General features: G+C 68.2%; 18 protein-coding genes. 12 read left to right on the top strand and 6 right to left on the bottom strand.

The genetic code is table 11. From position 1 onward, the window contains the following. The first annotated feature begins 34 nt into the window (after positions 1-34). The 9 genes from carA to FFF93_RS08815 all read left to right on the top strand — a co-directional run bounded on the left by carA (position 35) and on the right by FFF93_RS08815 (position 11903). A complete protein-coding gene (carA, locus tag FFF93_RS08855; protein WP_261375033.1) occupies positions 35-1252 on the top strand; it encodes a glutamine-hydrolyzing carbamoyl-phosphate synthase small subunit in 1218 nt (405 codons plus the stop codon). Continuing rightward, the gene (carB, locus tag FFF93_RS08850; protein ID WP_138769238.1) at positions 1252-4578 is read left to right on the top strand and encodes a carbamoyl-phosphate synthase large subunit; all 3327 of its coding nucleotides are present in this window, start codon (positions 1252-1254) and stop codon (positions 4576-4578) included. Before carA ends, carB begins: the two co-directional genes overlap by 1 nt. A gap of 55 nt (positions 4579-4633) precedes the next feature. Then, the gene (gene pyrF / locus FFF93_RS08845) at positions 4634-5449 is read left to right on the top strand and encodes an orotidine-5'-phosphate decarboxylase (RefSeq protein ID WP_395858437.1); all 816 of its coding nucleotides are present in this window, start codon (positions 4634-4636) and stop codon (positions 5447-5449) included. Positions 5450-5687: 238 nt separating this feature from the next. Then, positions 5688-6005, top strand: a complete 318-nt coding sequence (mihF, locus tag FFF93_RS08840) for an integration host factor, actinobacterial type (RefSeq protein ID WP_138769240.1) — start codon at positions 5688-5690, stop codon at positions 6003-6005. 39 nt (positions 6006-6044) lie between these two features. After that, positions 6045-6617, top strand: a complete 573-nt coding sequence (gene gmk, locus FFF93_RS08835) for a guanylate kinase (RefSeq protein WP_138769241.1) — start codon at positions 6045-6047, stop codon at positions 6615-6617. Positions 6618-6656: 39 nt separating this feature from the next. Then, a complete protein-coding gene (gene rpoZ, locus FFF93_RS08830) occupies positions 6657-6920 on the top strand; it encodes a DNA-directed RNA polymerase subunit omega (RefSeq protein ID WP_138769242.1) in 264 nt (87 codons plus the stop codon). A gap of 26 nt (positions 6921-6946) precedes the next feature. Next, positions 6947-8233: a phosphopantothenate--cysteine ligase family flavoprotein gene (locus FFF93_RS08825; RefSeq protein WP_138769243.1), complete on the top strand. Its 1287-nt coding sequence runs from the start codon at positions 6947-6949 to the stop codon at positions 8231-8233. 79 nt (positions 8234-8312) lie between these two features. Next, entirely contained in the window at positions 8313-9548 is a 1236-nt protein-coding gene (metK, locus tag FFF93_RS08820; RefSeq protein ID WP_138769244.1) for a methionine adenosyltransferase, read from the top strand. Between the two features lie 189 nt (positions 9549-9737). After that, complete coding sequence (locus FFF93_RS08815) at positions 9738-11903, top strand: primosomal protein N' (protein WP_138769245.1); 2166 nt, start codon at positions 9738-9740, stop codon at positions 11901-11903. Between the two features lie 99 nt (positions 11904-12002). Here the strand turns inward: FFF93_RS08815 and FFF93_RS08810 are convergent, their stop codons facing one another. From FFF93_RS08810 to FFF93_RS08795, 4 genes are read right to left on the bottom strand one after another with little or no spacing between them, the layout of a single operon-like run. Next, complete coding sequence (locus FFF93_RS08810; RefSeq protein WP_138769246.1) at positions 12003-13088, bottom strand: glycosyltransferase family 1 protein; 1086 nt, start codon at positions 13086-13088, stop codon at positions 12003-12005. Beyond that, a complete protein-coding gene (locus FFF93_RS08805; protein WP_138769247.1) occupies positions 13085-14014 on the bottom strand; it encodes an alpha/beta fold hydrolase in 930 nt (309 codons plus the stop codon). Before FFF93_RS08805 ends, FFF93_RS08810 begins: the two co-directional genes overlap by 4 nt. 11 nt (positions 14015-14025) lie before the next feature. Next, positions 14026-14895, bottom strand: coding sequence for an aldo/keto reductase (locus FFF93_RS08800; protein ID WP_138769248.1), 870 nt, complete (start codon positions 14893-14895; stop codon positions 14026-14028). Between the two features lie 48 nt (positions 14896-14943). After that, a complete protein-coding gene (locus tag FFF93_RS08795) occupies positions 14944-15906 on the bottom strand; it encodes a sugar-binding transcriptional regulator (protein WP_138769249.1) in 963 nt (320 codons plus the stop codon). A gap of 123 nt (positions 15907-16029) precedes the next feature. Here FFF93_RS08795 and FFF93_RS08790 point away from each other — a divergent pair, with 123 nt between their 5' ends. From FFF93_RS08790 to glpK, 3 genes are all read left to right on the top strand, one after another. Beyond that, entirely contained in the window at positions 16030-17844 is a 1815-nt protein-coding gene (locus FFF93_RS08790) for a glycerol-3-phosphate dehydrogenase/oxidase (RefSeq protein WP_138769250.1), read from the top strand. Positions 17845-17996: 152 nt separating this feature from the next. After that, positions 17997-18749 (top strand): MIP/aquaporin family protein, encoded by a 753-nt coding sequence (locus tag FFF93_RS08785; RefSeq protein ID WP_138769251.1) that lies wholly within the window; start codon positions 17997-17999, stop codon positions 18747-18749. A 57-nt stretch (positions 18750-18806) separates the two neighbouring features. Then, complete coding sequence (glpK, locus tag FFF93_RS08780) at positions 18807-20321, top strand: glycerol kinase GlpK (RefSeq protein WP_138769252.1); 1515 nt, start codon at positions 18807-18809, stop codon at positions 20319-20321. A gap of 134 nt (positions 20322-20455) precedes the next feature. Here the strand turns inward: glpK and FFF93_RS08775 are convergent, their stop codons facing one another. Both FFF93_RS08775 and FFF93_RS08770 read right to left on the bottom strand, forming a co-directional pair. Continuing rightward, positions 20456-21370 carry a hypothetical protein gene (locus FFF93_RS08775; RefSeq protein ID WP_138769253.1) on the bottom strand — a complete coding sequence of 305 codons (915 nt, stop codon included), beginning with the start codon at positions 21368-21370 and terminating at the stop codon, positions 20456-20458. Positions 21371-21404: 34 nt separating this feature from the next. Continuing rightward, positions 21405-24548, bottom strand: a complete 3144-nt coding sequence (locus tag FFF93_RS08770) for an efflux RND transporter permease subunit (protein ID WP_138769254.1) — start codon at positions 24546-24548, stop codon at positions 21405-21407.

The raw sequence follows: 24548 nt of genomic DNA, 5'->3' as shown, positions 1-24548 counted from the left end.
CGTGACGGACCTCAACGAAGTGTCAGAAGAAACAGTGATTGAAAAAACAGTGACAGCAAACGCCTCCACCCCCGCCGCGCTCGTCCTCGAGGACGGCCGGATCTTCCGCGGACGCAGCTACGGCGCCACCGGCACCACGCTCGGCGAAGCGGTCTTCGCGACGGGCATGACCGGCTACCAGGAGACCATCACCGACCCCTCCTACGCCCGCCAGCTCGTGGTGCAGACCGCCCCGCACATCGGCAACACCGGTGTGAACAAGGACGACGCCGAGTCCCGGCGCATCTGGGTGGCCGGCTACATCGTCCGCGACGCGGCGCGCCGGCCGTCCAACTGGCGCTCGGAACGCAGCCTGGACGAAGAGCTCGTCGACCAGGGCATCGTGGGCATCCAGGGCGTTGACACCCGGGCCATCACCCGGCACCTGCGTGAACACAAGACGATGCGCGCCGGGATCTTCTCCGGCGACGCCGCAGCCGCCACCGACAAGGAACTGGTCGACGCCGTGCTGGCCAGCGCGCCGATGGAAGGCTCCCGGCTCGCCGAGGAAGTCAGCGTCGACACCGCCTACACCGTCGAACCCGCCGATTGGGGCTGGGAGGGCGAGCCGCGGTTCAGCATCGCCGCGATCGACCTTGGCATCAAGCGCATGACCCCGATCCGCTTTGCCGAACGCGGCGTCCGGGTCCACGTCCTGCCGGCCACCGCCACGCTCCAGGACGTCCAAGCCGTCAACCCGGACGGCGTCTTCATGTCCAACGGCCCCGGCGACCCGGCCACCGCCGACAGCCAGGTCAATCTGCTCCGCTCCGTGCTGGACGCCAAGCTGCCCTACTTCGGCATCTGCTTCGGCAACCAGATCCTGGGCCGCGCCCTGGGCTTCGGAACCTACAAGCTCCGCTACGGCCACCGCGGCATCAACCAGCCCGTGATGGACCGCCGCACCGGCAAGGTCGAAATCACCTCGCAGAACCACGGCTTCGCCGTCGACGCCCCGCTCGAGGGCGCCACGCAGGCCCCGGAGGAGCGCTTCGGCCGCGTCGAGGTCAGCCACGTGAGCCTCAACGACGACGTCGTCGAGGGCCTGTCCTGCCTCGACATCCCGGCCTTCTCGGTCCAGTACCACCCCGAGGCGGCCGCCGGCCCGCACGACGCCGCCTACCTCTTCGACCGCTTCATCGAGCTGATGGCGGACACCAAGACAGCGGACACCAAGACCTCCACCGACTCCAAGACTGAGGACAAGAAGTAATGCCCAAGAGAACTGACCTTAAGAGCGTCCTGGTCATCGGTTCCGGCCCGATCGTGATCGGCCAGGCGGCCGAATTCGACTACTCCGGCACGCAGGCACTGCGCGTCCTCAAGGAGGAAGGCCTGCGCGTCATCCTCGTCAACTCCAACCCGGCCACCATCATGACCGACCCGGAGTTCGCCGACGCCACCTACATCGAACCGATCACCCCCGAGGTGGTCGAGAAGATCATCGCCAAGGAACGCCCCGACGCGCTGCTGCCCACCCTGGGCGGCCAGACCGCGCTGAACACGGCGATCGCGCTGGACAAGAACGGTGTGCTGGAGAAGTACAACGTGGAGCTGATCGGCGCCAACATCGCCGCGATCGAACTCGGCGAGGACCGCGAGAAGTTCAAGGGCGTGGTGGAGCGCTGCGGCGCCGAATCGGCACGCAGCCACATCATCCACAGCATGGACGAGGCCCTCACCGCGGCCGAGGACCTTGGCTACCCGATGGTCGTGCGGCCCTCCTTCACGATGGGCGGCCTCGGCTCGGGCCTGGCCTACAACGAGGAGGACCTGCGCCGGATCGTCGGCCAGGGCCTGCAGTACAGCCCGACCTCCGAGGTGCTGCTCGAAGAGAGCATCCTCGGCTGGAAGGAATACGAGCTCGAGATGATGCGGGACAAGAACGACAACGTCGTGGTGGTCTGCTCGATCGAGAACTTCGACCCGGTGGGCGTCCACACCGGCGACTCCATCACGGTCGCCCCGGCGCTGACCCTGACGGACCGCGAGTACCAGCGGCTGCGCGACATCTCGATCGCCGTGATCCGCGAAGTCGGCGTCGACACCGGCGGCTGCAACATCCAGTTCGCCGTCGAGCCGGACACCGGCCGCGTCGTGGTGATTGAGATGAACCCCCGCGTCTCCCGCTCCTCGGCGCTGGCCTCCAAGGCCACCGGCTTCGCGATCGCCAAGATCGCCACCAAACTCTCGCTCGGCTACACCCTGGACGAGATCCCGAACGACATCACGCAGAAGACCCCGGCCTCCTTCGAGCCGACCCTCGACTACGTCGTCGTCAAGGTCCCGCGCTTCGCCTTCGAGAAGTTCCCGGCCGCTGACTCCACCCTGACCACCACCATGAAGTCGGTGGGCGAGGCCATGGCAATGGGCCGGAACTTCACCGAGGCCCTGCAGAAGGCGCTCCGGTCCCTGGAGCAGAAGGGCTCGCAGCTGGACTTCAGCCCGGTCCCGGAATGGGAAGTCCCGGAACTGATCGAGAAGGCCAAGCGCCCCAGCACCGAACGCCTGCACCAGGTCCAGCGCGCGCTGCTTGGCGGCGCCACCGTGGAGCAGCTCTTCGAGGCCAGCAAGATCGACCCCTGGTACCTGGACCAGCTCCAGCTGCTGAACGAGATCTCGCAGGAGATCCGCCACTCCACCGCCCTGACCCAGGAGATGCTCCAGCGCGCCAAGCGGCACGGCTTCTCCGACGCGCAGATCGGCTCCCTGACGCACAACTCCGAGGACGTCGTCCGCGGCGTCCGGCAGGCCCTGGGCATCCGCCCGGTCTACAAGACCGTGGACACCTGCGCCGCCGAGTTCGCCGCGTACACCCCGTACCACTACTCCTCGTACGACGAGGAGGACGAGGTGGCGCTGCACGCCAAACCGTCCATCATCATCCTCGGCTCCGGGCCGAACCGGATCGGCCAGGGCATCGAATTCGACTACTCCTGCGTGCACGCCTCGATGGCGCTGCGCAAGGCCGGCTACGAGACCGTGATGGTCAACTGCAACCCGGAAACCGTCTCCACGGACTACGACGTCTCCACCCGGCTCTACTTCGAACCGCTGACCCTGGAGGACGTCCTCGAGGTCATCGCGGCCGAAGAACGCACCGGCGGTGTGATGGGCGTGTTCGTCCAGCTCGGCGGCCAGACCCCGCTCAAGCTCGCCCAGCAGCTCGCCGACGCCGGCGTGCCGATCCTCGGCACGTCCCCGGAAGCCATCGACCTGGCCGAGCACCGCGGCGCTTTCTCCCGGGTGCTCGACGAGGCCGGACTGATCTCCCCGAAGAACGGCACCGCCGTCTCCTTCGAGGACGCCAAGAAGATCGCCGACGAGATCGGCTACCCGGTCCTGGTCCGGCCCTCCTACGTCCTGGGCGGCCGCGGCATGGAGATCGTCTACGACGAGCCCAACCTCTCCCGCTACATCGCCAACGCCACCGAAATCACCCCGGACCACCCGGTGCTGATCGACCGCTTCCTGGAGGACGCCGTCGAGATCGACGTCGACGCCCTCTACGACGGCAAGGACCTGTACCTCGGCGGCATCATGGAGCACATCGAGGAAGCGGGCATCCACTCCGGCGACTCCGCCTGCGTGCTGCCCCCGATCACCCTGGGCAACAACGTGATCGACCGCGTCCGGACCGCCACGCGGGCCATCGCGGAAGGCGTCGGTGTCCGCGGGCTGATCAACATCCAGTTCGCCCTGGCCTCCGACGTGCTGTACGTCCTCGAAGCGAACCCCCGCGCCTCCCGCACGGTGCCGTTCGTCTCCAAGGCCACCGGCGTCCAGATGGCCAAGGCGGCGGCACTGATCGGCACCGGCGTCACCATCAACCAGCTCCGCACCGCCTACAAGATGCTGCCGGAATCCGGGGACGGCTCGACCCTGCCGCTGGACGCCCCCGTGGCGGTCAAGGAGGCCGTGCTGCCGTTCAGCCGGTTCCGCACCCTTGAGGGCAAGGTCGTCGACTCCCTCCTCGGCCCGGAAATGCGCTCCACCGGCGAGGTCATGGGCATCGACAAGCACTTCGACACCGCCTTCGCCAAGAGCCAGGCCGCGGCGAACAACGCGCTGCCCACCGAGGGCAAGGTCTTCGTTTCCGTCGCGAACCGGGACAAGCGCGCCGTCATCATGGCAGTCAAGCGCCTCTCCGACCTCGGCTTCGAGATCGTCTCCACCGGCGGCACCGCTGACGTGCTGCGCCGCAACGGCCTGCAGGCCACCACGGTCCGCAAGGTCGCCGAGGGCTCCAGCGCCGAGGGCGAGGGCACCATCGCGGACCTGATCGTCGCCGGCGAGATCGACATGGTCTTCAACACCCCGTCCGGCGGCGAAGCCCGCGGCGACGGCTACGAAATCCGTGCCGCCGCCACGTCGATCGGCATCCCCTGCATCACGACGGTCGCCGAGTTCAACGCCGCCGTCCAGGCCATCGAGGCCATGCGGACCTACGAGTGGTCCGTCACGAGCCTGCAGGAGCACGCCGCGGCACTGTTCGCTTCGCAGGCACGGGTTGCGCAGGAAGCGAACGCCGGTGCCTGAGGCTGCCGCTGACACGGCCGGCCGGGAGTCCTTCGGCTCCCGGCTGGGCCGGGCCATGGCGGAGCGCGGCCCGCTCTGCGTGGGCATCGACCCGCACCCGGCGCTGCTGCAGCGCTGGGGCCTGGCCGACGACGCCGCCGGGCTGGAGCGCTTTTCGCTGACCGTCCTCGACGCCGTGGCCTCGCTCGCTGCCGCGGTGAAGCCGCAGGTGGCGCTCTATGAGCGGCACGGCTCGGCCGGCATGGCCGTGCTGGAACGGGTCCTGGCGGCGTCCGCGGAGGCCGGGGTGCTCAGCATCGCCGACGCCAAGCGCGGCGACATCGGCTCCACCATGGCCGCCTACGCGGACGCGTGGCTGCGGGACGGCTCGGCCCTGGCCGCGGACTCGGTGACGTTGAGCCCGTACCTGGGCTTCGAATCGCTCCGCCCGGCCCTGGACCTCGCGGCCGAGGCCGGAAGGGGCGTGTTCGTCCTGGCCCTGACCTCCAACCCCGAGGGCGCGTCCGTGCAGCACGTCGGCGGCGCGGACTCCGTGGCCCGGCGCATTGTCCGGGCCGCCGCCGTGGAGAACCAGCGGTACCTTGTTGACCAGGGCGCCGGGGACCTCGGTTACGTCGGACTCGTCGTTGGCGCGACCGTCGGGTCGGCGCTGGCCGACCTGGACCTGGACCTCGCGGCGGTCCGGGGCCCGATCCTGGCCCCGGGCCTGGGCGCCCAGGGCGCCACCGCCGCGGACCTGCGCCGGACCTTCGGCAGTGCCTACGGCCAGGTGCTTGGCACATCGAGCCGGGACATTCTCGGCGCGGGGCCGGGGCTCCGGGAGCTTCGGGACGCCGCCCAGCGCACCCTCGACGAACTCCGCGGAGCGTAGCCGCCCCTCGGTTCGGCTCTTGGGCCCTGTGGCGGGGTCCACCAGTTGACGCAGGTGGCCGCTATGGGCGCCGTCTTTCCGCCCATCTGCGGCAACCTGGCGCAGCCATCATCCATTGATTTCAGCCTGTGCCAGAAGGTAGGTTCAGGAGAAGTCCGTGGTCCGAGCCGGGGTGCTGTACGGTTCGCCCGGGCGGCGTTTTTTGTTTGGGCCGTCCGACTATGCAGGGAGGACCTCAGTGAGCTTGCGACCCCTTACGCCGCAGGAGCGTGCCGATGCCCTGCACAAGGCCGCCGCGGCCCGGGCGGTACGGGCGGCGGCGAAAGAACGGCTGAAGGCGGGGGAGCTGTCCATCGCCGAGCTGCTCGGCACGGGGGAGACAGACGAGGCGATCGCCCGGATGCGGGTCGTGGAGCTGTTGGAGGCACTGCCGGGCATCGGGCACGTGCGAGCCGCCGCGATCATGGACCGGCTCGGCATCGCGGCTTCCCGGCGGGTGCGGGGCCTGGGAATCCACCAGCGCCGGGCGCTGATAGATTTTATAGACGAGAAATAGCCCGGTCCGCCGAGCTTCCACCACCGCCCAAAGGAATACGTGAGCAAGAAACCCGGACTGACAGTCCTCGCCGGCCCCACGGCAGTTGGCAAAGGAACCGTGTCCACCTATATCCGGGACAACTATCCCGAAGTCTGGCTGTCAGTGTCGGCAACCACCCGCCCGCCGCGGCCGGGTGAGATCGACGGGGTGCATTACTACTTCAAGTCCAAGGAAGAGTTCGACGCCCTCGTGGCGGCAGGAGAACTGCTGGAATGGGCTGTGGTGCACGGACAAAACACGTACGGCACCCTCAAGAGCACGGTCGACGCGGCAATTGCCGAGGGCCGGTCGGTGCTGTTGGAGATTGACCTGCAGGGCGCACGCCAGGTGAAGAAGGCCGTTCCGGACGCGCAGTTCGTCTTCCTCGCCCCGCCCAGCTGGGAGGAATTGGTGCGCCGCCTGGTGGGGCGCGGCACTGAATCCGCCGAGGAACAGCAGCGGCGGCTGGAAACCGGTAAAGTAGAACTAGCCGCTGAACCGGAGTTCGATCACACGGTCATCAATGATGACGTGCGTCGGGCAGCGGATGAGCTTGTTTCACTCATGGGGCTAACGCCGCACCCGCACTAACCGCAGGGTCGGATTGGCCCGTTAGAATTTGGAGAATTCGTGTCCACGAACCTTGAAGGCATCATCAACCCGCCGATCGACGAGCTGCTGAAGGCCGCCGACTCGAAGTACGGACTGGTGATTTTCGGTGCCAAGCGCGCCCGGCAGATCAACGCGTACTACGCCCAGCTGCACGAGGGCCTGTTCGAGTACGTCGGCCCGCTCGTCGACACCAAGCTGAACGAGAAGTCGCTGTCCATCGCCCTGCGCGAAATCAACGAAGGCAAGCTCGTTTCCACGCCGATCGAAGCCGCAGCAGAGTAACTTCCCAGCTGCCTGACGGAGGTCACGTGCGCATAGTCCTCGGAGTCGGGGGAGGGATTGCCGCCTACAAGGTGGCGTCGCTCCTCCGGCTTTTTACCGAAGCCGGCCATGACGTCACCGTCATCCCCACGGAGGCCGCCACCCGATTCGTTGGCGTCGCCACCTGGGAGGCACTGTCCGGACACCCGGTCAGTAACAGCGTCTTCGACGAGGTACACACCGTCAACCATGTCCGGCTTGGACACGAGGCGGAACTGATCATCGTCGCCCCGGCAACCGCGGACCTGCTGGCCCGTGCCGCCACCGGCCAGGCCAACGACCTGCTCACCAACACGCTGCTGATGGCGGGCGGCCCGGTCCTGATGGCCCCGGCCATGCACACCGAAATGTGGCGCCACCCGGCAACCCAAGCCAACGTCGAAACCCTCCGCAGCCGGGGGATCACCGTCCTTGAGCCCGCCACCGGCCGGCTGACCGGTGCGGACTCCGGCCCCGGCCGCCTGCCCGAACCGGAGGCGATCTTCGCCGCCGCGCTGGCCCTGGCCGGCGCGCCCGCGGTCCCCAACGCACCGGAGCTGACGACGTCGGACGAACGCGCCTCGGGTGCAGTCCCCGCCGGCCGGCCGCTGGCCGGCCTCACCGTGACGATCAGCGCCGGCGGGACCCGGGAGCCCCTCGACCCGGTCCGTTTCCTGGGCAACCGATCCTCCGGCAAGCAGGGCGTCGCGCTGGCCGTCGCCGCCCGCGAGGCCGGTGCCCGCGTCCGGCTGCTGGCGGCCCACATGGACGTCCCGGCGCCCGACGGCGTTGAGGTGGTGCGGGTCGAAACCGCCCTGGAGCTGCGCAAGGCCGCCCTGCATGCCGCCGCGGACTCCGACGTCGTGGTCATGGCCGCTGCCGTCGCGGACTTCCGCCCCGCGGATGTCTCGGGAACTAAAATCAAGAAACGGGACGACAGCGCCGATCCCGTGATTTCCCTGGTCCGCAACCCGGACATTCTCCGCGAGCTCGTCGAGGTCCGCGACGCGGCCTCACGGAACCAGCTGATCGTGGGTTTCGCGGCCGAGACCGGCGACGCCGACGGGGATGTCCTGGAGTACGCCGCCGCCAAACTGAGCCGCAAGGCCTGCGACCTGCTGGTGGTCAACCACGTGGGGCAGGACAAGGTCTTCGGCGAGGACACGAACGAGGTAGTCATCCTTTCGCGGTCCGGCTCCGAACCCCAAGAGGCGTCGGGTTCCAAATCCGACGTCGCGGCCGCCGTGATTGACCGCATCAGCGCCGAGTTGAGCCGGGTTGTCCCGCCCGCTTGAGCGCTGGCGTAATCAAGGTCTCCTTAGCAGGGGGACACACGCCGCCGGACGTCCGTTTCCCAACCAGTAAGGTAGTTGAGTGACTTTACCGCTGCACCTCCCAGACTTCCACGGGTCCACGCCCGCCTCGCTCCGGCTCTTCACGTCCGAGTCGGTGACCGAGGGACACCCCGACAAGATCTGTGACCAGATCAGCGATGCGATCCTCGACGCCCTGCTGGCCAAAGACCCGGAGTCCCGCGTCGCCGTGGAAACCCTGGCGACCACCGGGCTGGTCCACGTCGCCGGCGAAGTCACCACGGACGCCTACGTTGAGATCCCGCAGATCGTCCGCGAGACCATCCTCGGGATCGGCTACGACTCCTCCGCGAACGGCTTCGACGGCGCCCGCTGCGGGGTCTCCGTCTCCATCGGCCAGCAGTCCAACGACATCGCCGGCGGCGTGTTCAACTCCCTCGAAGCTCGCGAGGGCCGCCAGGAGGACGATTACGACCTCCAAGGCGCCGGCGACCAGGGCCTGATGTTCGGCTACGCCAGCGACGAAACCCCCTCCTACATGCCGGTCCCGATCTGGCTCGCGCACCGGCTGAGCGAGCGCCTCACCGAGGTCCGCAAGTCCGGCCTGCTGGAGTACCTGCGCCCCGACGGCAAGACCCAGGTCACCGTGGGCTACGACGGGGACCGCCCGGTCTCCGTCGAGACCGTCGTGATCTCCAGCCAGCACGCCGAAGGAGCCAGCCTCGACCAGCTCCGGGCCGACCTCGCCGAGCACGTCGTCAACCCGGTCATGGCGCTGTCCAACCTGGACACCTCCCGGTCCCGCAACATCCTCAACCCTGCCGGCGCCTTCGTGATCGGCGGCCCGGTGGGCGACGCCGGCCTGACCGGCCGCAAGATCATCGTTGACACCTACGGCGGCATGGCACGGCACGGCGGCGGCGCCTTCTCCGGCAAGGACCCGTCGAAGGTGGACCGTTCGGCCGCCTACGCGATGCGCTGGGTCGCCAAGAACGTGGTGGCAGCCGGCCTCGCGAAGCGCGCCGAAATCCAGATCGCGTACGCGATCGGCCAGGCACGCCCCGTCGGCACGTACGTGGAGACCTTCGGTACCGAAACCGTCGACCCGGCCAGGATCAGCGCCGCGATCGCCGAGATCTTCGACCTGCGCCCGCGCGCCATCATCGACTCGCTCGACCTGAAGCGCCCGATCTACGCCAAGACGGCCGCCCACGGCCACTTCGGCCGCGACGAGCCCGACTTCACCTGGGAACGCCTCGACCGGGTCGACGAGCTGAAGGCATTCTTCAACGCCTGAGGCCCGGCCTCGCTGCTCCAAAGGCTTTGAACGCCAGCTGTTGAACGCCAGCTTTTGACTGTCAGCTTTTGAATGTCCCAGCCCTGTGATGTGCTGTAGCCAGGCCGCCGAACGGCGGCCTGGCTACGTGCTTAACGCTCTTGCTCAACACACTTGTCCATGACCAGCCGCTGAAGGGAGGCAGGCACCATGACGCCAGCCCGGGGCGGCGCAACAGCGCCGGACGAACCGCTGCAGCTCTCACTGCTGCACGGCTTCCCCGCCTCCGCGGCCGCGGCCGGACCGGCCCTGGCCGCCGAACTGCCGGTTGCCCGGGTGCTGCTGGAGTCATCCCTCCCGCACCTGGACTGGCCGTTCGATTACAGCGTGCCGGCCGAACTGGACGCAGCAGCCCGGCCAGGTGTCCGGGTCAGGGTTAAGTTCAGCGGCCAGGAGCTGGGCGGCTACCTCCTCGAACGAACAGCGGCCTCCGATGCCGGCCACCCCTTGGTGCCGCTATTCAAGGTCGTGTCCCCGGTACCGGTGCTCACACCCGCGGTAGCCGAACTGGCCGGACGGGTGGCGGCACGCTACGCCGGGACCGTCAGCGACGTGCTGCGTGTCGCCGTCCCGCCCCGGATGGCCAAACTGGAAAAGGAGTTCGCACCCGGCGGGCTGCTGGACCCCGCACTTTTCGCCGCAGGCTCCGCCCCCGGCGACGGCGCTCCCGCAGCTCCTGAGGCCCCCGTACCGTCCGGCTGGGCGGTGTACCACAACGGTCCGGCGTTCTTGCAGCACCTCCTAGCGGGGGAATCACCCCGTGCCGCGCTGGGTGCCCTCCAGGGGTTCGGCCCGGGCGGGTGGCCCCGAATGATTGCCGAAGCCGTTGCCGCCGTCCGCCGCTCCGGCCGGGGCGCCGTCGTGGTGGTGCCCGATTACCGCGACCTGGACCGGGTAGAGGCTGCCCTGCTGGAGCTGCTTCCGGCCGGCGACGTGGCCAGGCTCACCGCCGACGACGGACCAACCCCCCGGTACCGCAGCTTCCTGCGGGTGCTCAGCGGCGCGGCCGGGGTCGCGGTGGGGACACGCTCCGCCGCGTACGCCCCGGTCCACAAGCTGGGCCTGGTGGTCTGCTGGGACGACGGCGACGACCTGCACATCGAACAGCGGTCCCCGTATGCCCACGCCCGGGAAGTCCTCCTGCTCCGGTCGGCGCACGAAGGAGCCGCCTGCCTCCTCGCGGGCCATGCACGCAGCACCGAGACGCAACGGCTGGTGGAATCCGGCTGGGCCCGCCTGGTCGAGGCGGAGCGGACCGTGGCGCGACGCACCGTGCCGCGCGTCCTCAACACCGCCGACAGTTTCGAGCAGGAGCGTGACCCGCTGGCCCGGATCGCGCGGCTGCCCGGCGCCGCCTGGCGGGCCGCGAAGGAAGGCCTGGAGCGCGGCCCCGTCCTCGTCCAGGTTGCCAGGGCCGGCTACGCGCCCTCCCTGGCCTGTGAACGCTGCCGCGAGCCGGCACGGTGCACCGCCTGCAACGGCCCGCTGGCGATTGCCGGGCCCGGCGGCAACGCAGCCGTGCCCGTCTGCCGCTGGTGTTCCGCGGCCGCCCCGGAATGGCGTTGTGTGCACTGCAACGGGGTCCGGCTCCGCCGGGGAGCGACGGGCGCGTTGCGGACCGCGGAGGAACTGGGCCGGGCCTTTCCGGGCAAGCCCGTGGTCACTTCCTCCGGAGACCGTGTCCTGGCCACGGTCCCGGACTCCAAGGCCCTGGTGGTGGCCACGGTCGGGGCGGAGCCGGTGGCGGCCGGGGGCTATGCCGCTGCGCTGCTGCTGGACGGCGACTCGCTGCTGCGCCGCGAAAACCTCCGGGCGGGCGAGGATGCCGTCCGGCGCTGGTTCAACGCCGCAGCCCTGGTTCGGCCCGCGGCTGCGGGTGGCCTGGTGGTCATCACCGCCGAGGACACCGCCGGGGTGGGTGCGCTGCTGCGCTGGGACCCGGCAGGCTACGCCGGGCGGGAGCTAGCCCTGCGGCAGGAGCTCTCGCTGCCGCCCGCGGTCCGGATTGCGTCCGTCACCGGAGGCCGGACTGCCGTCGGACATTTCACCCACGCCATCGAGGCCGCCCTGGCCAAGCAGGGCATCATACTCAGATCGGCCGGACCCGCGCCGCTGCACGGCATCGGCGGTTCCGGGGCGGCAGCTTCTCCGCCGGGCGCAGAGCGGCACGGCGAGGAGGTCCGGACCCTACTGTTCATTCCCTATGCCCAGGCCGCCGAAGCCACCAGGGCGATGCGCGCGGTCAAGGCCGCGGCGGCCGCCAAACGCACCGACGATCCGGTGCAGCTGCGGCTCGACGGCGTCGACGTCCTCTAACGGCGCCGTTTCGACGCTTCCCTGCGCATTAGACGTCCGTGCGCGTCGAATCGGCGCGGAACCAGCGAAACGGCGGCCCTTAGCGGCGCTTGGCGGCCCTTAGCGGCGCTTGCGTGCGCGCAGGGCCACGGCCTCCTCGGCGGCGGCAAGCAGGCGCTGCGCGGAGGCGTCCCAGCTGAACTCGGCCGCGCGCTGCACCGCACGGCCCGAACGGTCCTTCCACCGGTCCGGCTCCTCAAGGGCGCGGACGGCCGCGGCAAAGGCTGACGGGGACTCCGGATCCACGTAGCTGACCGCGTCCCCGCCGACCTCGCGGAAGATCGGGATATCGCTGGCGATGACCGGAGTGCCGTGCGACATGGCCTCCACCAAGGGCAGGCCGTAGCCCTCCGCCTTGGAGAGGCTGACCAGGGCGGTGGTTCGGGCCAGCAACCCCTCGTACTCGGCATCCGTCACACCGTTGTGGAACACGATGTCGGCGCCGGCCGGGGCCAGGGCCTCCAGCTCCGCCCTGCGTTCGGGCGTGATCCGGCTCAGCAGGTGCAGGGTCATGTCCGGGAGCTCTGCCATGCCCCTGACCATGGTTTCCACGTTCTTGTAGGGCATAAAGGAGCCCATGTAGAGCAACGTCTTGTCGGCGCCGGCCCCGGGATCCCGAGGCGTGAGCCCCGGCTGCGGGGCGTTGCCGACGATCCGCACCGGCCGTTTCGTCAGGCGGTACTTGGCCATCAGGGCTTCGGTGGTGGAGCTGATGGTGGCGACGACGTCCGCCCGGTTCAACAGCACGCGCTGCGGCCAGAATGCTTTGTGGTACAGCCGCCACAGCACCCGGACCGGTGCGGGGAGGAACCCGGGAGGTGCCGGGTGTTCGTAGTAGATCAGGTCGTGCAGGGTCAGGACCAGGGCGTATTTCCGGCCCCAGCTGCCCATGGTCTGCATCGGGCATACCACCACGTCGGCCCCCAGCGGATTGACCTTGGCTGCGACGAAGAGCTCGGCCGGTGAGAGCGGGCTGTTGATCAGGGTGTAGGGGACGTCTGGCAGCAGCGCCAGCTGGCGCGTGTCGCTGATCAGCATGGAGACGTCCGCGATCTTGGCGGTCGCGGCAATGAGGCTGGCGCCGTAACGGCTGATGCCATCGTGGTGGTCGAGCCTGGTGAAGCGGGCGTCAATGAGGATTTTCACGCGGCGTGGTCCTTCAGGAAGCGTCGGATGAAGCCCGCGGCGGGCGCCGGGGTCTCGTAGTGGATCAGGTGCCCGACGCCGGGAATGACTTCGAGGGTTCCGTCCGGCAGCAGCGGCAACAGCTTGTGCTGGTCCGGGAGGGTGGCGATCTCGTCCTTCTCGCCGGCCACCAGGAGCACCGGCAGCGTGAGGCGCGGCGCCACCTCGGCGACATTGCTGCTGACGGAGGCCTTGAAGGCTTCGAGCAGGCTGTCGCGGTCGGCGAAGGCGGAAAAGTACGCGCTGTGCTGGTCGTGGACGAACTGCCGCACCACCGGGTCCTTGGTCTTGGCCATGGTCTCGCTCATCACCCGGACGATCAGCTGGTTGCGCAGCAGGGCGTTTCCGAGGCGGCGGGGGAGCCGGGCGGCGGCCTCGTAGTACAGCACCGCAGCCTTGGTCATGAGTCCCTTGGGCCCCTCGAGGGCGGGCGCGGCGATGGGGTTGATCAGGATCAGTTCGGCGACCGCGCCGGGGTTGTCGGCCACAAAGTGGCTGGTGACGATTGAACCAAAGGAGTGGCCCAGCAGTACGGTGTCCGGGCCGAGCCCCAGGGCTGCCATGAAGTCCTTGATGAACCGGCCGTAGCCCTCGACGCTGTGGCCGCCGGCGCGGAAGGCGCCGGAGGCGCCGAACCCCGGCAGGTCCGGCATGATCAGGCGCATGTCGGGCAGCTGGTCGACCACGCGGAGCAGTCCGTGGTGGTCGCCGCGGAATCCGTGGATCACCAGGATGGTCCGGGTCGCCTCGGTCTCGCGGACCGGCTCGTAGCTCCAGTAGGCGACCCTGGTGCCGTCGAGGTCCACGGCCGAGGCGCTGCTGCGCGACTCGAGTTCGGCGCTGAGCAGGGGAGGTGCGGGGGAGGATTCGGTGGCCACGTGTTCCATTCGATCGGATCCTAGTTGACGTCGTCGGGGTTCGAGCCGGTGCGGAAGCCCCGTTCCAGGCCGGCGAGGGCGTCCAAATCCGCGGTGCCGAGGCTGAAACCGAAGAGGTCGTGGTTCTCGCGGATCCGGGTGTAGGAGCTGGCCTTGGGAATGACGACGTTGCCCAGTTCCAGGTGCCAGCGCAGGATGATCTGCGCCGCCGTGCGCCGGTGCGCGGCGGCGAGCTCGACTACCACCGGGTCCTGCAGCACCTGGCCGCGGCCCAGCGGGCTCCACGCCTCGGTGGTGATGCCGAGCGAGGCGTGCAGGGCCCTCAGTTCGGCCTGCTGCAGCCACGGGTGGAGCTCGATCTGGTTGACGGCGGGCACCACTTCGGCGGTCTGAAGCAGGTACTCCAGGTGCGCGGGCTGGAAGTTGGACACCCCGATGGCGCGGACCCGGCCTTCGCGGTAAAGCGTTTCGAGGGCGCGGTAGCTCTCGGTGTAGAGCCCGCGCCGGGCGCAGGGCCAGTGGATCAGGTACAGGTCCACGTATTCCAGGCCGAGCTTGGCGATGGAGGTGTCGAAGGCCCGCAGCGTGGCGTCGTAGCCCTGGTCGTCATTCCAGAGTTTCGTGGTCACGAAGAGGTCTTCCCGGGCGAGCGGGGGGTGCAGCTCGCCGGAGCCACCGGCGGAGCCGTCGAAGGCTGACAAGGCGCCGATCGCCTTCCCGACGCCGGTCTCGTTCCCGTACATGGCAGCCGTGTCGAAGTGCCGGTAGCCGGCCTCCAGCGCCATGGTGACGAGCCCGGCGGCGTCAGCGGGTGGAACCTTGTAGAGCCCGAACCCGAGGCGGTCCATCAACACACCGTTGTTCAGCGTCAGCCGGGGGGAAATTCTCATAGCACCGACTCTACCCATTTCGGCGGCCCGGCCGGCGCCGGCCGGCCGTCAGCTTGGGCCTTCAGAACCGACCAGCCGCCGGGCTGTGGCCTCGTCGAGGATCAGGTCTGTGGCCAGCCCGGCGGCCAGCGCCCCGCGCAGCCCGTTGATCTTGGACGCCCCGGACACGACACAGATCCGTCGCCGGACTTGTCGGAGCTGGGCCAGGTCCGGCCCCGTGGAACGCTCGTTGAGGGTGATGCCGTCGGAGGAGCCGTCGGCGCGGAAGAAGACGGTGGCAACGTCCCCTACGACGTCGGAATTGGCCAGGACGTTCAGGTCGTCCTCGTCCAGGTAGCCGCCGGCGTAGACGTGGCTGGGGTAGTCGGCGTCGACCGATCCCACCCCGAAGATAGCGATGCTCATCCGGGACTGCAGCCGCAGGATGCGCTGAACACTGCGTTCATTCCACATGGCCTCCTTGGTGGCCGCGTGGTCAAAGAACGCCGGCACCGGGAACTGTTCCACCCGCGCACCGTAGGCGCTGCCGAAGCGCCGCATGATGTCCGAGGCGTAGGTGATGCCTGTTGTCTGCATGTTTCCGGCCCCGTTGAGCTGGACGATGATGCTGTCGTGGGTGATCTTCCGGGTCAGGTGCCGGCTGACGGCGCTCAACGTGGAGCCCCAGGCCACGCCGATGATGGCGTTCGAGTCCACCAGCGGGCCGATGGTGCGTGCAGCCTGCATCGCCACCCGGTCCAGCGTTTCCGCCTCGTTGAGCGTGTCCACCACCGGGACGACGTGCACATCGACCTTGTACTCGGCCCGGATCATGCTCTCGAGTTCGGGGCCGGTATCGAGCGGGCTGCGGATCTGGACCTGCACCAGGCCGGATTCACGGGCCGCGGAGAGCAACCGGGAAACGGTCGAACGGGAGGTGCGGAGCTCACGGGCGATCGCGTCCATGGTCAGGTCTTGGAGGTAATACAGCTGGGCGGCCCGGAGGGCGTCGGACTGGCGGGTGGGCGACATTCCATTTCCAATCTGCACGTTTGTGCATAGTGCTTGACTCCATTTTCCATTAGTCCAAAGAATAGTGTTGAACGCGACGTGCCAGACGGCGCGCCGCGCAGTAACAAGCCCCAAGGAGCAGTTTTGGGAAACAAGGTTTCATCCGGCCAATCGGCGACGAACAGCCAGCGCACGTCGGTGCAGCGGCTGCGGAACCGGCCGCACGCGCAGGTGCTGATCATCGGCGGCGGAATCAACGGAGTCGGGACCTTCCGTGACCTGGCCCTCCAGGGCGTAGACGTGGCCCTCGTCGAACGGGGGGACTTCTGCCAGGGCGCCAGCGGTGCCTCCTCGCACATGATCCACGGTGGCATCAGGTACCTCGAAAACGGCGAATTCCGCCTCGTCCAGGAGTCCGTCGTCGAACGCAACCGGCTCCTGCGCATCGCGCCGCACTACGTGAAGCCGCTGCAGACCACCATCCCGATCTTCAGCACCTTCTCCGGCATCCTCGCGGCGCCGCTGCGGTTCCTGACCCACAAGCAGCAGGGCGCACCCAAGGAGCGCGGCGCCTTCCTGATCAAGCTGGGACTGAGCATGTACGACTTCTTCTCCCGCGACGGCGGCACCGTCCCGCGCCACCAGTTCCGCGGCCGGAAGCGCGCCCTGGCCGAGCTGCCGCGGCTGCACCCTGGGATCAAATACGCTGCGACCTACTTCGACGCTTCCGTGCACAACCCGGAGCGGCTGACCCTGGACGTCCTCCAGGACGGCGAGAAGGCCGGCGAGGCCGGCGGCAACGGCGCCCGCGCCAGCAACTACCTTTCCCTCGTCTCCATGGACGCGGCGACGGAAGCCGGCGGCCGGTCCGGCGCGGTCCAGCTCCGTGACGAACTGACCGGCGAGGTCTTCGATTTCAGCGCCGACGTGGTGGTCAACACCACCGGTGCCTGGGTCGACCTCACCAACCAGGCCATGGGCGCCGCCTCGGCCTTTATGGGCGGCACCAAGGGCTCGCACATCGTGCTGGACCACCCCGAACTGCTTGAGGCGTGCCAGGGCCGGGAGATCTTCTTCGAGCACACGGACGGCAGGATCGTGCTGATCTACCCGATGGGTGACCGCGTCCTGGTCGGAACCACCGACGTCGACGCCGACATGGCGGAGGACGCGGTCTGCACCGAAGCCGAGATTGACTACTTCTTCGACCTGATCGGGCATGTCTTCCCGGACGTCGCGGTGGACCGGGAACAGATCGTCTACACCTTCTCCGGTGTCCGCCCGCTGCCCCGGCACGACGCCACGCAGCCCGGCTTCGTCAGCCGCGACTACCGGATCGAACGCCGCGGGCCGGCCAGAAACGGCCAGGGGAGTGGCAGCGGCCGGCAGCAGGCCGACGGCGGCGCCGTCGTTCTCAGCTTGGTGGGCGGGAAGTGGACCACCTTCCGGGCCTTGGCCGAGCACCTCAGCAACGACGTCCTGGCCGAGCTCGGCTTGGAGCGGAAAGTCTCCACCGCGAAACTCGCCATCGGTGGCGGTGCAGGCTTCCCCGCCACCGAGGACGGCGTCCAGCGCTGGATCAAGGCGCACATGGACGCCGGCCGTGATGCGGACCGGACGGCGGGCCTGCTGACCCGCTACGGCACGCGCGCGGTGGACGTGATGGCCTACCTCGACGCCGGGCCGGACCGGCTGCTGCACTCCACCCGCGAACTGAGTGTGCGGGAACTGGAGTACATGGCGGAGAACGAACAGATCGGCCACCTGATCGACGTGCTGGTCCGCCGCACCTCGCTCGCCTTCCGCGGGCTGGTGACCGGGGAGCTGCTGAACGAAGCCGCCGAGATCCTGTCCGGCCCGCTGGGCTGGGATACCTCGGCGCGGGCTGCAGAGATTATCCACGCCCAGGAGGTGCTCGAACGGTTCCACGGAGTCCAGGTCCACAGCCTGGTCGCCTAGTGCTTGCGTGCCCGGACGGGTTTGTCCGGGCGCAAAGACTGCAGGGCCCCTCGAGGGCCCGGCAGTGGCCGGCCGGCAGCGCGAAACCGCTGCCGGCCCAACGGCCCTTCAAACTCGCGAAGGGCTGACAACAGAAAATAGAGGAGTCAAAGATGTCTCTTGGAATAGTTTTCCTGTCCGAAGTATTCGGCACCGCAATGCTGACCCTGCTGGGTTGCGGCGTTGTGGCCAACGTCGCGCTCAAAGGCACCAAGGGCAACAACGGCGGGTTCCTGATGGTCACCTGGGGATGGGGCATTGCCGTCTTCTCCGGTGTCTACGTTGCCGCCAAGTCGGGCGCGCACCTGAACCCTGCCGTAACCTTCGGCTTGCTGCTCAACGGCAAGAAGGAGTACGCCCCCGGCGTCGCGGTCGACTTCGGCTCCACCTTGACCTACTTCGGCGGTGAACTGCTCGGTGCGTTCCTGGGCGCCGTCGTGATGTGGCTGGCGCACAAGCAGCACTTCGACGCCGAACCCGAGCCCGCCAGCAAGCTGGGCGTCTTCTCCACCGGACCGGCCATCCGCTCCACCCCGTGGAACCTGATCACGGAAATCATCGGCACCTTTGTCCTCGTCTTCGTCATCCTGACCTTCGGCGGGACCCCCTCCGGCCTGGGCCCGCTGGCCGTGGCCCTGTTGGTTGTCGGCATCGGTGTATCCCTCGGCGGCCCCACCGGATACGCCATCAACCCCGCCCGTGACCTTGGTCCCCGCATCGCCCACGCCCTGCTGCCCATCAAGGGCAAGGGCTCCTCGGACTGGAGCTACTCGTGGATCCCGGTGGTCGGACCGCTCGTCGGCGGCGGACTCGCCGGCATTGTCGCAGCAGTGGTGCCGATCATCGCCACCGCCGCCGCTTCCTAGAAATCCCAGCCGTACGCATCAAAATCAACCGCAGGCCCAACCGACAAGGACGTCAGCATGAACCAGTATGTAATCGCCATTGACCAGGGAACCACGAGCACCCGCGCCATCGTGTTCGACCACAGCGGCAACATCGTTTCCTCCGGCCAGATGGAACACGAGCAGATCTTCCCGCAGGCCGGGTGGGTGGAGCACGACCCCGCCGAGATCTGGAACAACACCCGCGAGGTCATCGCCTCCGCACTGTCCAAGGCCAACCTGACCCGCCACGACATTGCCGCCGTCGGCATCACCAACCAGCGTGAAACCGCGGTGGTCTGGGACAAGACCACCGGCAAGGCGGTCTACAACGCGATCGTCTGGCAGGACACCCGGACGCAGCCGATCGTCGACGAGCTCGCCAAGGATGGCGGCCCGGAACGCTTCAAGCAGAAGGTGGGCCTGCCGCTGGCGACCTATTTCTCCGGCACCAAGATCAAGTGGATCCTGGACAACGTCGAGGGCGCCCGCGCCAAGGCGGAAGCCGGGGACCTGGTCTTCGGCAACACCGACTGCTGGGTGCTTTGGAACCTCACCGGCGGGACCGACGGCGGCGTCCACGTCACGGACGTCACCAACGCCTCAAGGACCATGTTCATGGACCTCGAGACGCTGTCCTGGGACCAGGAAATCCTGGACGCCTTCGGTGTCCCGGCCTCCATGATGCCGGCCATCAAGTCCTCCTCCGAGGTCTACGGCACGGTCCACACGTCCCAGCTGCTGCGCGAGGTGCCGGTTGCCGGCATCCTTGGTGACCAGCAGGCGGCGACGTTCGGCCAGGCCGCCTTCGACGCCGGCGAGGCCAAGAACACCTACGGCACCGGCTGCTTCCTCATCTTCAACACCGGTGAGGAGATCGTCCACTCCAAGAACGGTCTGCTGACCACGGTCGGCTACAAGCTGGGCGACGCCAAGCCGCACTACGCCCTGGAAGGCTCCATCGCCGTCACCGGTTCGCTGGTGCAGTGGCTGCGCGACAACCTCGGCATGATCGGCAGCGCCCCGGAAGTGGAGACCCTGGCGGCTGCGGTCGAGGACAACGGCGGCGTCTACATCGTGCCGGCGTTCTCCGGCCTCTTCGCTCCGTACTGGCGTTCCGACGCCCGCGGCGCGATTGTCGGCCTGACCCGGTTCGTGAACAAGAACCACATTGCCCGCGCGGCGCTGGAGGCCACCGCCTTCCAGACCCGCGAGGTGCTCGACGCGGTCAACGCCGACTCCGGGGTGCCCCTGACGGAGCTCAAGGTCGACGGCGGCATGGTCGCCAACGATGCGCTGATGCAGTTCCAGGCCGACATCCTGGGTGTCCCGGTGATCCGGCCGAAGGTGGTGGAGACGACCTCGCTCGGCGCCGCCTACGCAGCCGGACTCGCCGTCGGCTTCTGGAAGGACCTGGGCGAATGCTCCGCCAACTGGTCCGAGGACAAGCGCTGGGAGCCGAAGATGGACCAGTCCGAACGCGAGCGCCAGATGCGTCTCTGGAAGAAGGCTGTCACCAAGTCCATGGACTGGGTCGACGAGGACGTGAAGTAGCCTTCACCCCGGGCGGTCAGCCGCACCACGGAAGAGCTCCGGTCAGCCAGGCTGACCGGAGCTCTTCCGTGTACCGGAGCTCTTCTGTGCAGGGGCGGGGCCGCCGTCCGGCGTCGGCGGCGGTCCCGCGCCCGTCAGGAGCCGGTACGCGGATACGCCACCACGGCGCACGGGGTCTTTGCGTAGACGTCCTTGCTGACGGTGTAGCCGCGCCGGTCCAGTTTGAGCGCCTCGGCGTTCACATGCTCCAATTCGGAACGGTTCAGCTTCTTGATCTTGGCGAGGTCCATGAACTCCTGGCTGTCGCCGCCGGAGGCTGTGACCTTCACCAGACCGGTGCCCGGCGAGTAGTACTTCCGCTGGTGGCCCGCGCTGGGCGGATCCAGCGGGTTGAACTCGTCGATCACCATCACATCGTTGTAGCAGCCCGTCGGAACGCAGACCCGCAGGTTCTTGTACAGCACGTCACCGCAGTCCAGGAAGTCCACCTTGGGTGCGTAGGCCTGCACGTAGGCGGGGGTGTTCCGGTGCGGTTCGCCCTGCATGGCAATTCCCGCCCGTGCCCTGTCGATGCCGCTGATGAAGGTGCTCGGCGCACCGATGAGCTTCCCGTTCTCGTATTCCTCCGGGTACTCGCCGAACAGCCAGACATCACCCTTGTCCGACTGGGCAAAGAAGGCGAGTTCGGACTCGGTGAGCACCCCGTCGGAGTAGTCCCGGTCCCACATCACGAGGGTTTTGACGCCGTCGATCACCTTGGTCAGGCCGGTGACGGTGTGGACCACCGAGTGGGCGTGCGTGCCGTCGGCGTCCGTGACCCTTCCGGTCGTTGTGAACTGCATGCCGGGCATCAACGGGAACCACTTGTTGTCGATCCGCGGTGACGACGGGTAGTCATCCCGGTCGAACCGGATCGCCGACCCTGGCCCGCAGAGCTCCTGGCTCGACGGCGCGGCGCCCGCCGCCGGTGCCGACGTCGCGGTGAACGTCGCCAGCACCAGCAGGGCCGCCGAGCCGTAGGCGGTGAACCGCCTTCGTCGCTGAAACATGAAACACGCCTCTCTCTGGGGTTGTTTGCCGCGGCTAGCCGGCGGTAGCCGGCTGGGCCGCATGGTGCCCGTGCTCGCGCTCCGCGCGGCCCTTTGCGAACCGGAGGTAGAGCGAGGGGACGATGAACAGGTTCACCAGCGTCGAGGTGACCAGGCCGCCGAGGATGACGACGGCCATGGGGTGCTCGATCTCATGCCCCGGGATGTTGCCCATGACCACCAGCGGCACGAGTGCCAGGGCGGTGGCCAGGGTGGTCATCAGGATCGGGGACAACCGCTCGGCCGCCCCGCGCAGGACCAGTCCGGGGCCGAACCGCACGCCTTCGAACTGTTCGAGGTGCTGGCAGTGGTTGATCAGCAGGATGCCGTTACGGGCGGCAATGCCCATCACCGTGAGGAAACCGACCAGCGAGCCCAGGGACAGGATCCCGCCGCTGAGGTGCGCGGCCAGGACACCGCCCACGAGCGCCGCCGGCAGGGTCAGGATTACGAGCGTCGCCAGCCGCCAACTGCGGAAAGCCGCCTGCAGCAGCAGGAAGATCACCGCGATGGCGCCTACCGAGAAGACCAGCAGGCGCTGTGAGGCAGCCTGCCGTTCCGCGTACTCGCCCAGGACGTCGGCATGGTAACCGGTGGGGAACTCCAGCGTCTCCAGGTTGCCCTTGAGTTCCTCCACGACCTTCACCAGGTCGCCTTCCTTGACATTGGCGCTCACGTCGAGCCGGCGGGAGCCTTCCGAGCGCTCAATCACGTTCGGGGTCGGCTTGACCGAGATCTTGGCCACGTCGGCCAGCTTGATGCGTTGCCCGCTCGGCGTGTCCATCTGCAGGTTTTGGATGCTGGTGACGCTGGTGCGCGTCTCCGGCGGGCTCCAGACCTGCACGTCGTAGGCCTTCCCGTCGCGGTACACGTCGCCGACCTCCTCGCCGGCAACCAGCGTGGCCGCGGCCCGCCGGACGTCGCCGGGCTTGAGGCCGTACTGGCTGGCCGCGGCCAGGTCCACTTCGACGTCGATCTGCGGCACGTCCACCTGCAGGGCAATCTTCGCGCCGACGGCGCCTTCGATGCCGCCGAGAATCTTCTTGACCTTGTCCGCCTCCTTCCGGAGGACCGCGAGGTCGTCGCCGTACACGCGGACAACGACGGCGTAGCCGGTGCCCGTGAGCACCTCCCGGACGCGTTCCTTGAGGTAGGTCTGGACGTCCCGGTGGATGCCCGGGTAGCCGTCGACCAGTTCCTGGACCGAGGCCAGGGTCTTGTCATGGTTCGCCGCGGGATCGATGCTGATCCAGTTTTCGCCGAAGTTGACGCCGACCACCTCGTCCGCCGCAAACGCCTGCCCGATGTGGGATCCGCAGTTGCGCACCCCGGGCACCGTCATCAGCTCCTTGCAGGCCAGCTGGCTGACCCGGACCTCCTCGGCATTGGATGTGCCCGGCTGGGTGACCCAGTGCATCAGGAAGTCGCGTTCCTTGAAGGACGGCAGCAACGACTGGCCCAGGAGGGGTGCGGCCACAATGCCCACCACACCCAGCGCAGCCAGCGACAGGTAGCCCGGGAGCGGGCGGCGGACTATCGGCCGCAGCCCGGCGCCGTACCAGCGCTTGAGGACCCGGACCAGGGGCGGGTCGCGGTCCTCGAGCTTCGCGTTGCGCAGGAAGATGTAGGCCATGGCCGGGGTAACGGTCAGGGCCACCAGCATGGAGGCAAACACTGCCAGGGTGTAGGAGATGGCCAGCGGCCGGAAGAAGGATCCGGTCAGGCCGTCCAGGAAGAAGATCGGCACGGTGGCGGCCACGATGATCAGGGTCGCGTAGACGATCGGGCCGCGGACCTCCAGGGAGGCGTTGACCACCACCCGCGCCACGCTGTCGGTGCCGCCGGCCGCCCGGTGCTGGCGGAGCCGGCGGACGATGTTTTCGACGTCGATAATGGCATCGTCCACCACCACCCCGACGGCGATCACCAATCCCGCAAGCACCATCGTGTTGACTGTTCCTCCCGTCCAGTAGAGGACGAGGGCCGCCGTCAGCAGCGAGAGCGGGATCGCCGCCACGCTGACCAGGGCGGTACGCCACTGGAACAGGAACACGCTGAGCACCAAAATCACGAGCAGGCAGCCCAGGAGCAGTGCCACGCTGAGATTGCCCAGCGACTCCTCAATGAAAGTCGCCGGCCGGAACAACGTCGTGTCCACCGCAATGCCGGTGAGGCCCGGCTGCAGCTCCTTCAGGGCCTCTTCGACGCCGCGCGTGACCTCCAGGGTGTTGCCCCACGGCAGCTTCTCCACGATCAGCATCAGGCCGGGGCCTCCGTTGATGACGGCGTCCCCGATCAGCTGCTGGTGGTCCTCGACGACGGTGGCGACGTCGGCGAGCCGCAACGGCTGCTGGCCCTCACGCTGCTCCAGCGCGACCTGGGCCAGCTGCTGCGGACCAGTGATCGGCTGGACGTGGCGGATGCTCATGGTCTGGCTCGGCGTCTCGAGGGCGCCCCCGGTGCCGATCAGGGCGCCGGGGGAGTACTTGAGCAATCCGGCGTCCAAGGCGTCCGAGGTGGAGTTCATCACGTTTTCCAGCGTGACGTTGTTGGCAGCGAGCTTCGCCGGATCCACCTGGACCTGCAGCATCTGGAGGCGTTCGCCCCAGATTGCCACGTTGGCCACGCCCGGCACCCGCAGCAGGTGCGCCCGGATGTTCCAGTAGGAGATCATCGACATTTCGATCAGGGAACGGGTCTCCGAGGACAACCCGATCTTCATGACCCGGCTGGTCGAGGACAGCGGCTGGAGCATCACCGGTGGTGCGGCCCAGGTGGGCAGCGTCGGGATGACGGTCGCCATCCGCTCGGAAACCATCTGCCGGGCGTTCAGGACGTCGGTCCCGGGCTTGAACTCAAGAACGATGGAGGAGAGCTGGGACACCGACTTGGACCGCATGTGGTCGAGGCCGTCGATGCCGTTGAACGCCTCCTCCATCGGGACAGAGACGAGTTCCTCGACCTCGGACGCCGTCAGGCCCAGGCAGGCGGTCTGCACCTCGACCTTGGGCGGCGCGAATTCGGGGAACACATCCACCGAGGCTGTGCTGAGCTGGGCACTGCCTACGATCATCAAGGCAGCGGCCATCGCAACGATGATGGACCGGAACCTTAGGCTCGTCGCAATGATCCGGCGCAT

Origin of the sequence: Arthrobacter sp. KBS0702 (assembly GCF_005937985.2) — a bacterium.
GTDB lineage: Bacteria > Actinomycetota > Actinomycetes > Actinomycetales > Micrococcaceae > Arthrobacter.
Note: the sequence above shows the minus strand (reverse complement) of the source record. Positions and strands in the feature narration are given on the sequence as shown.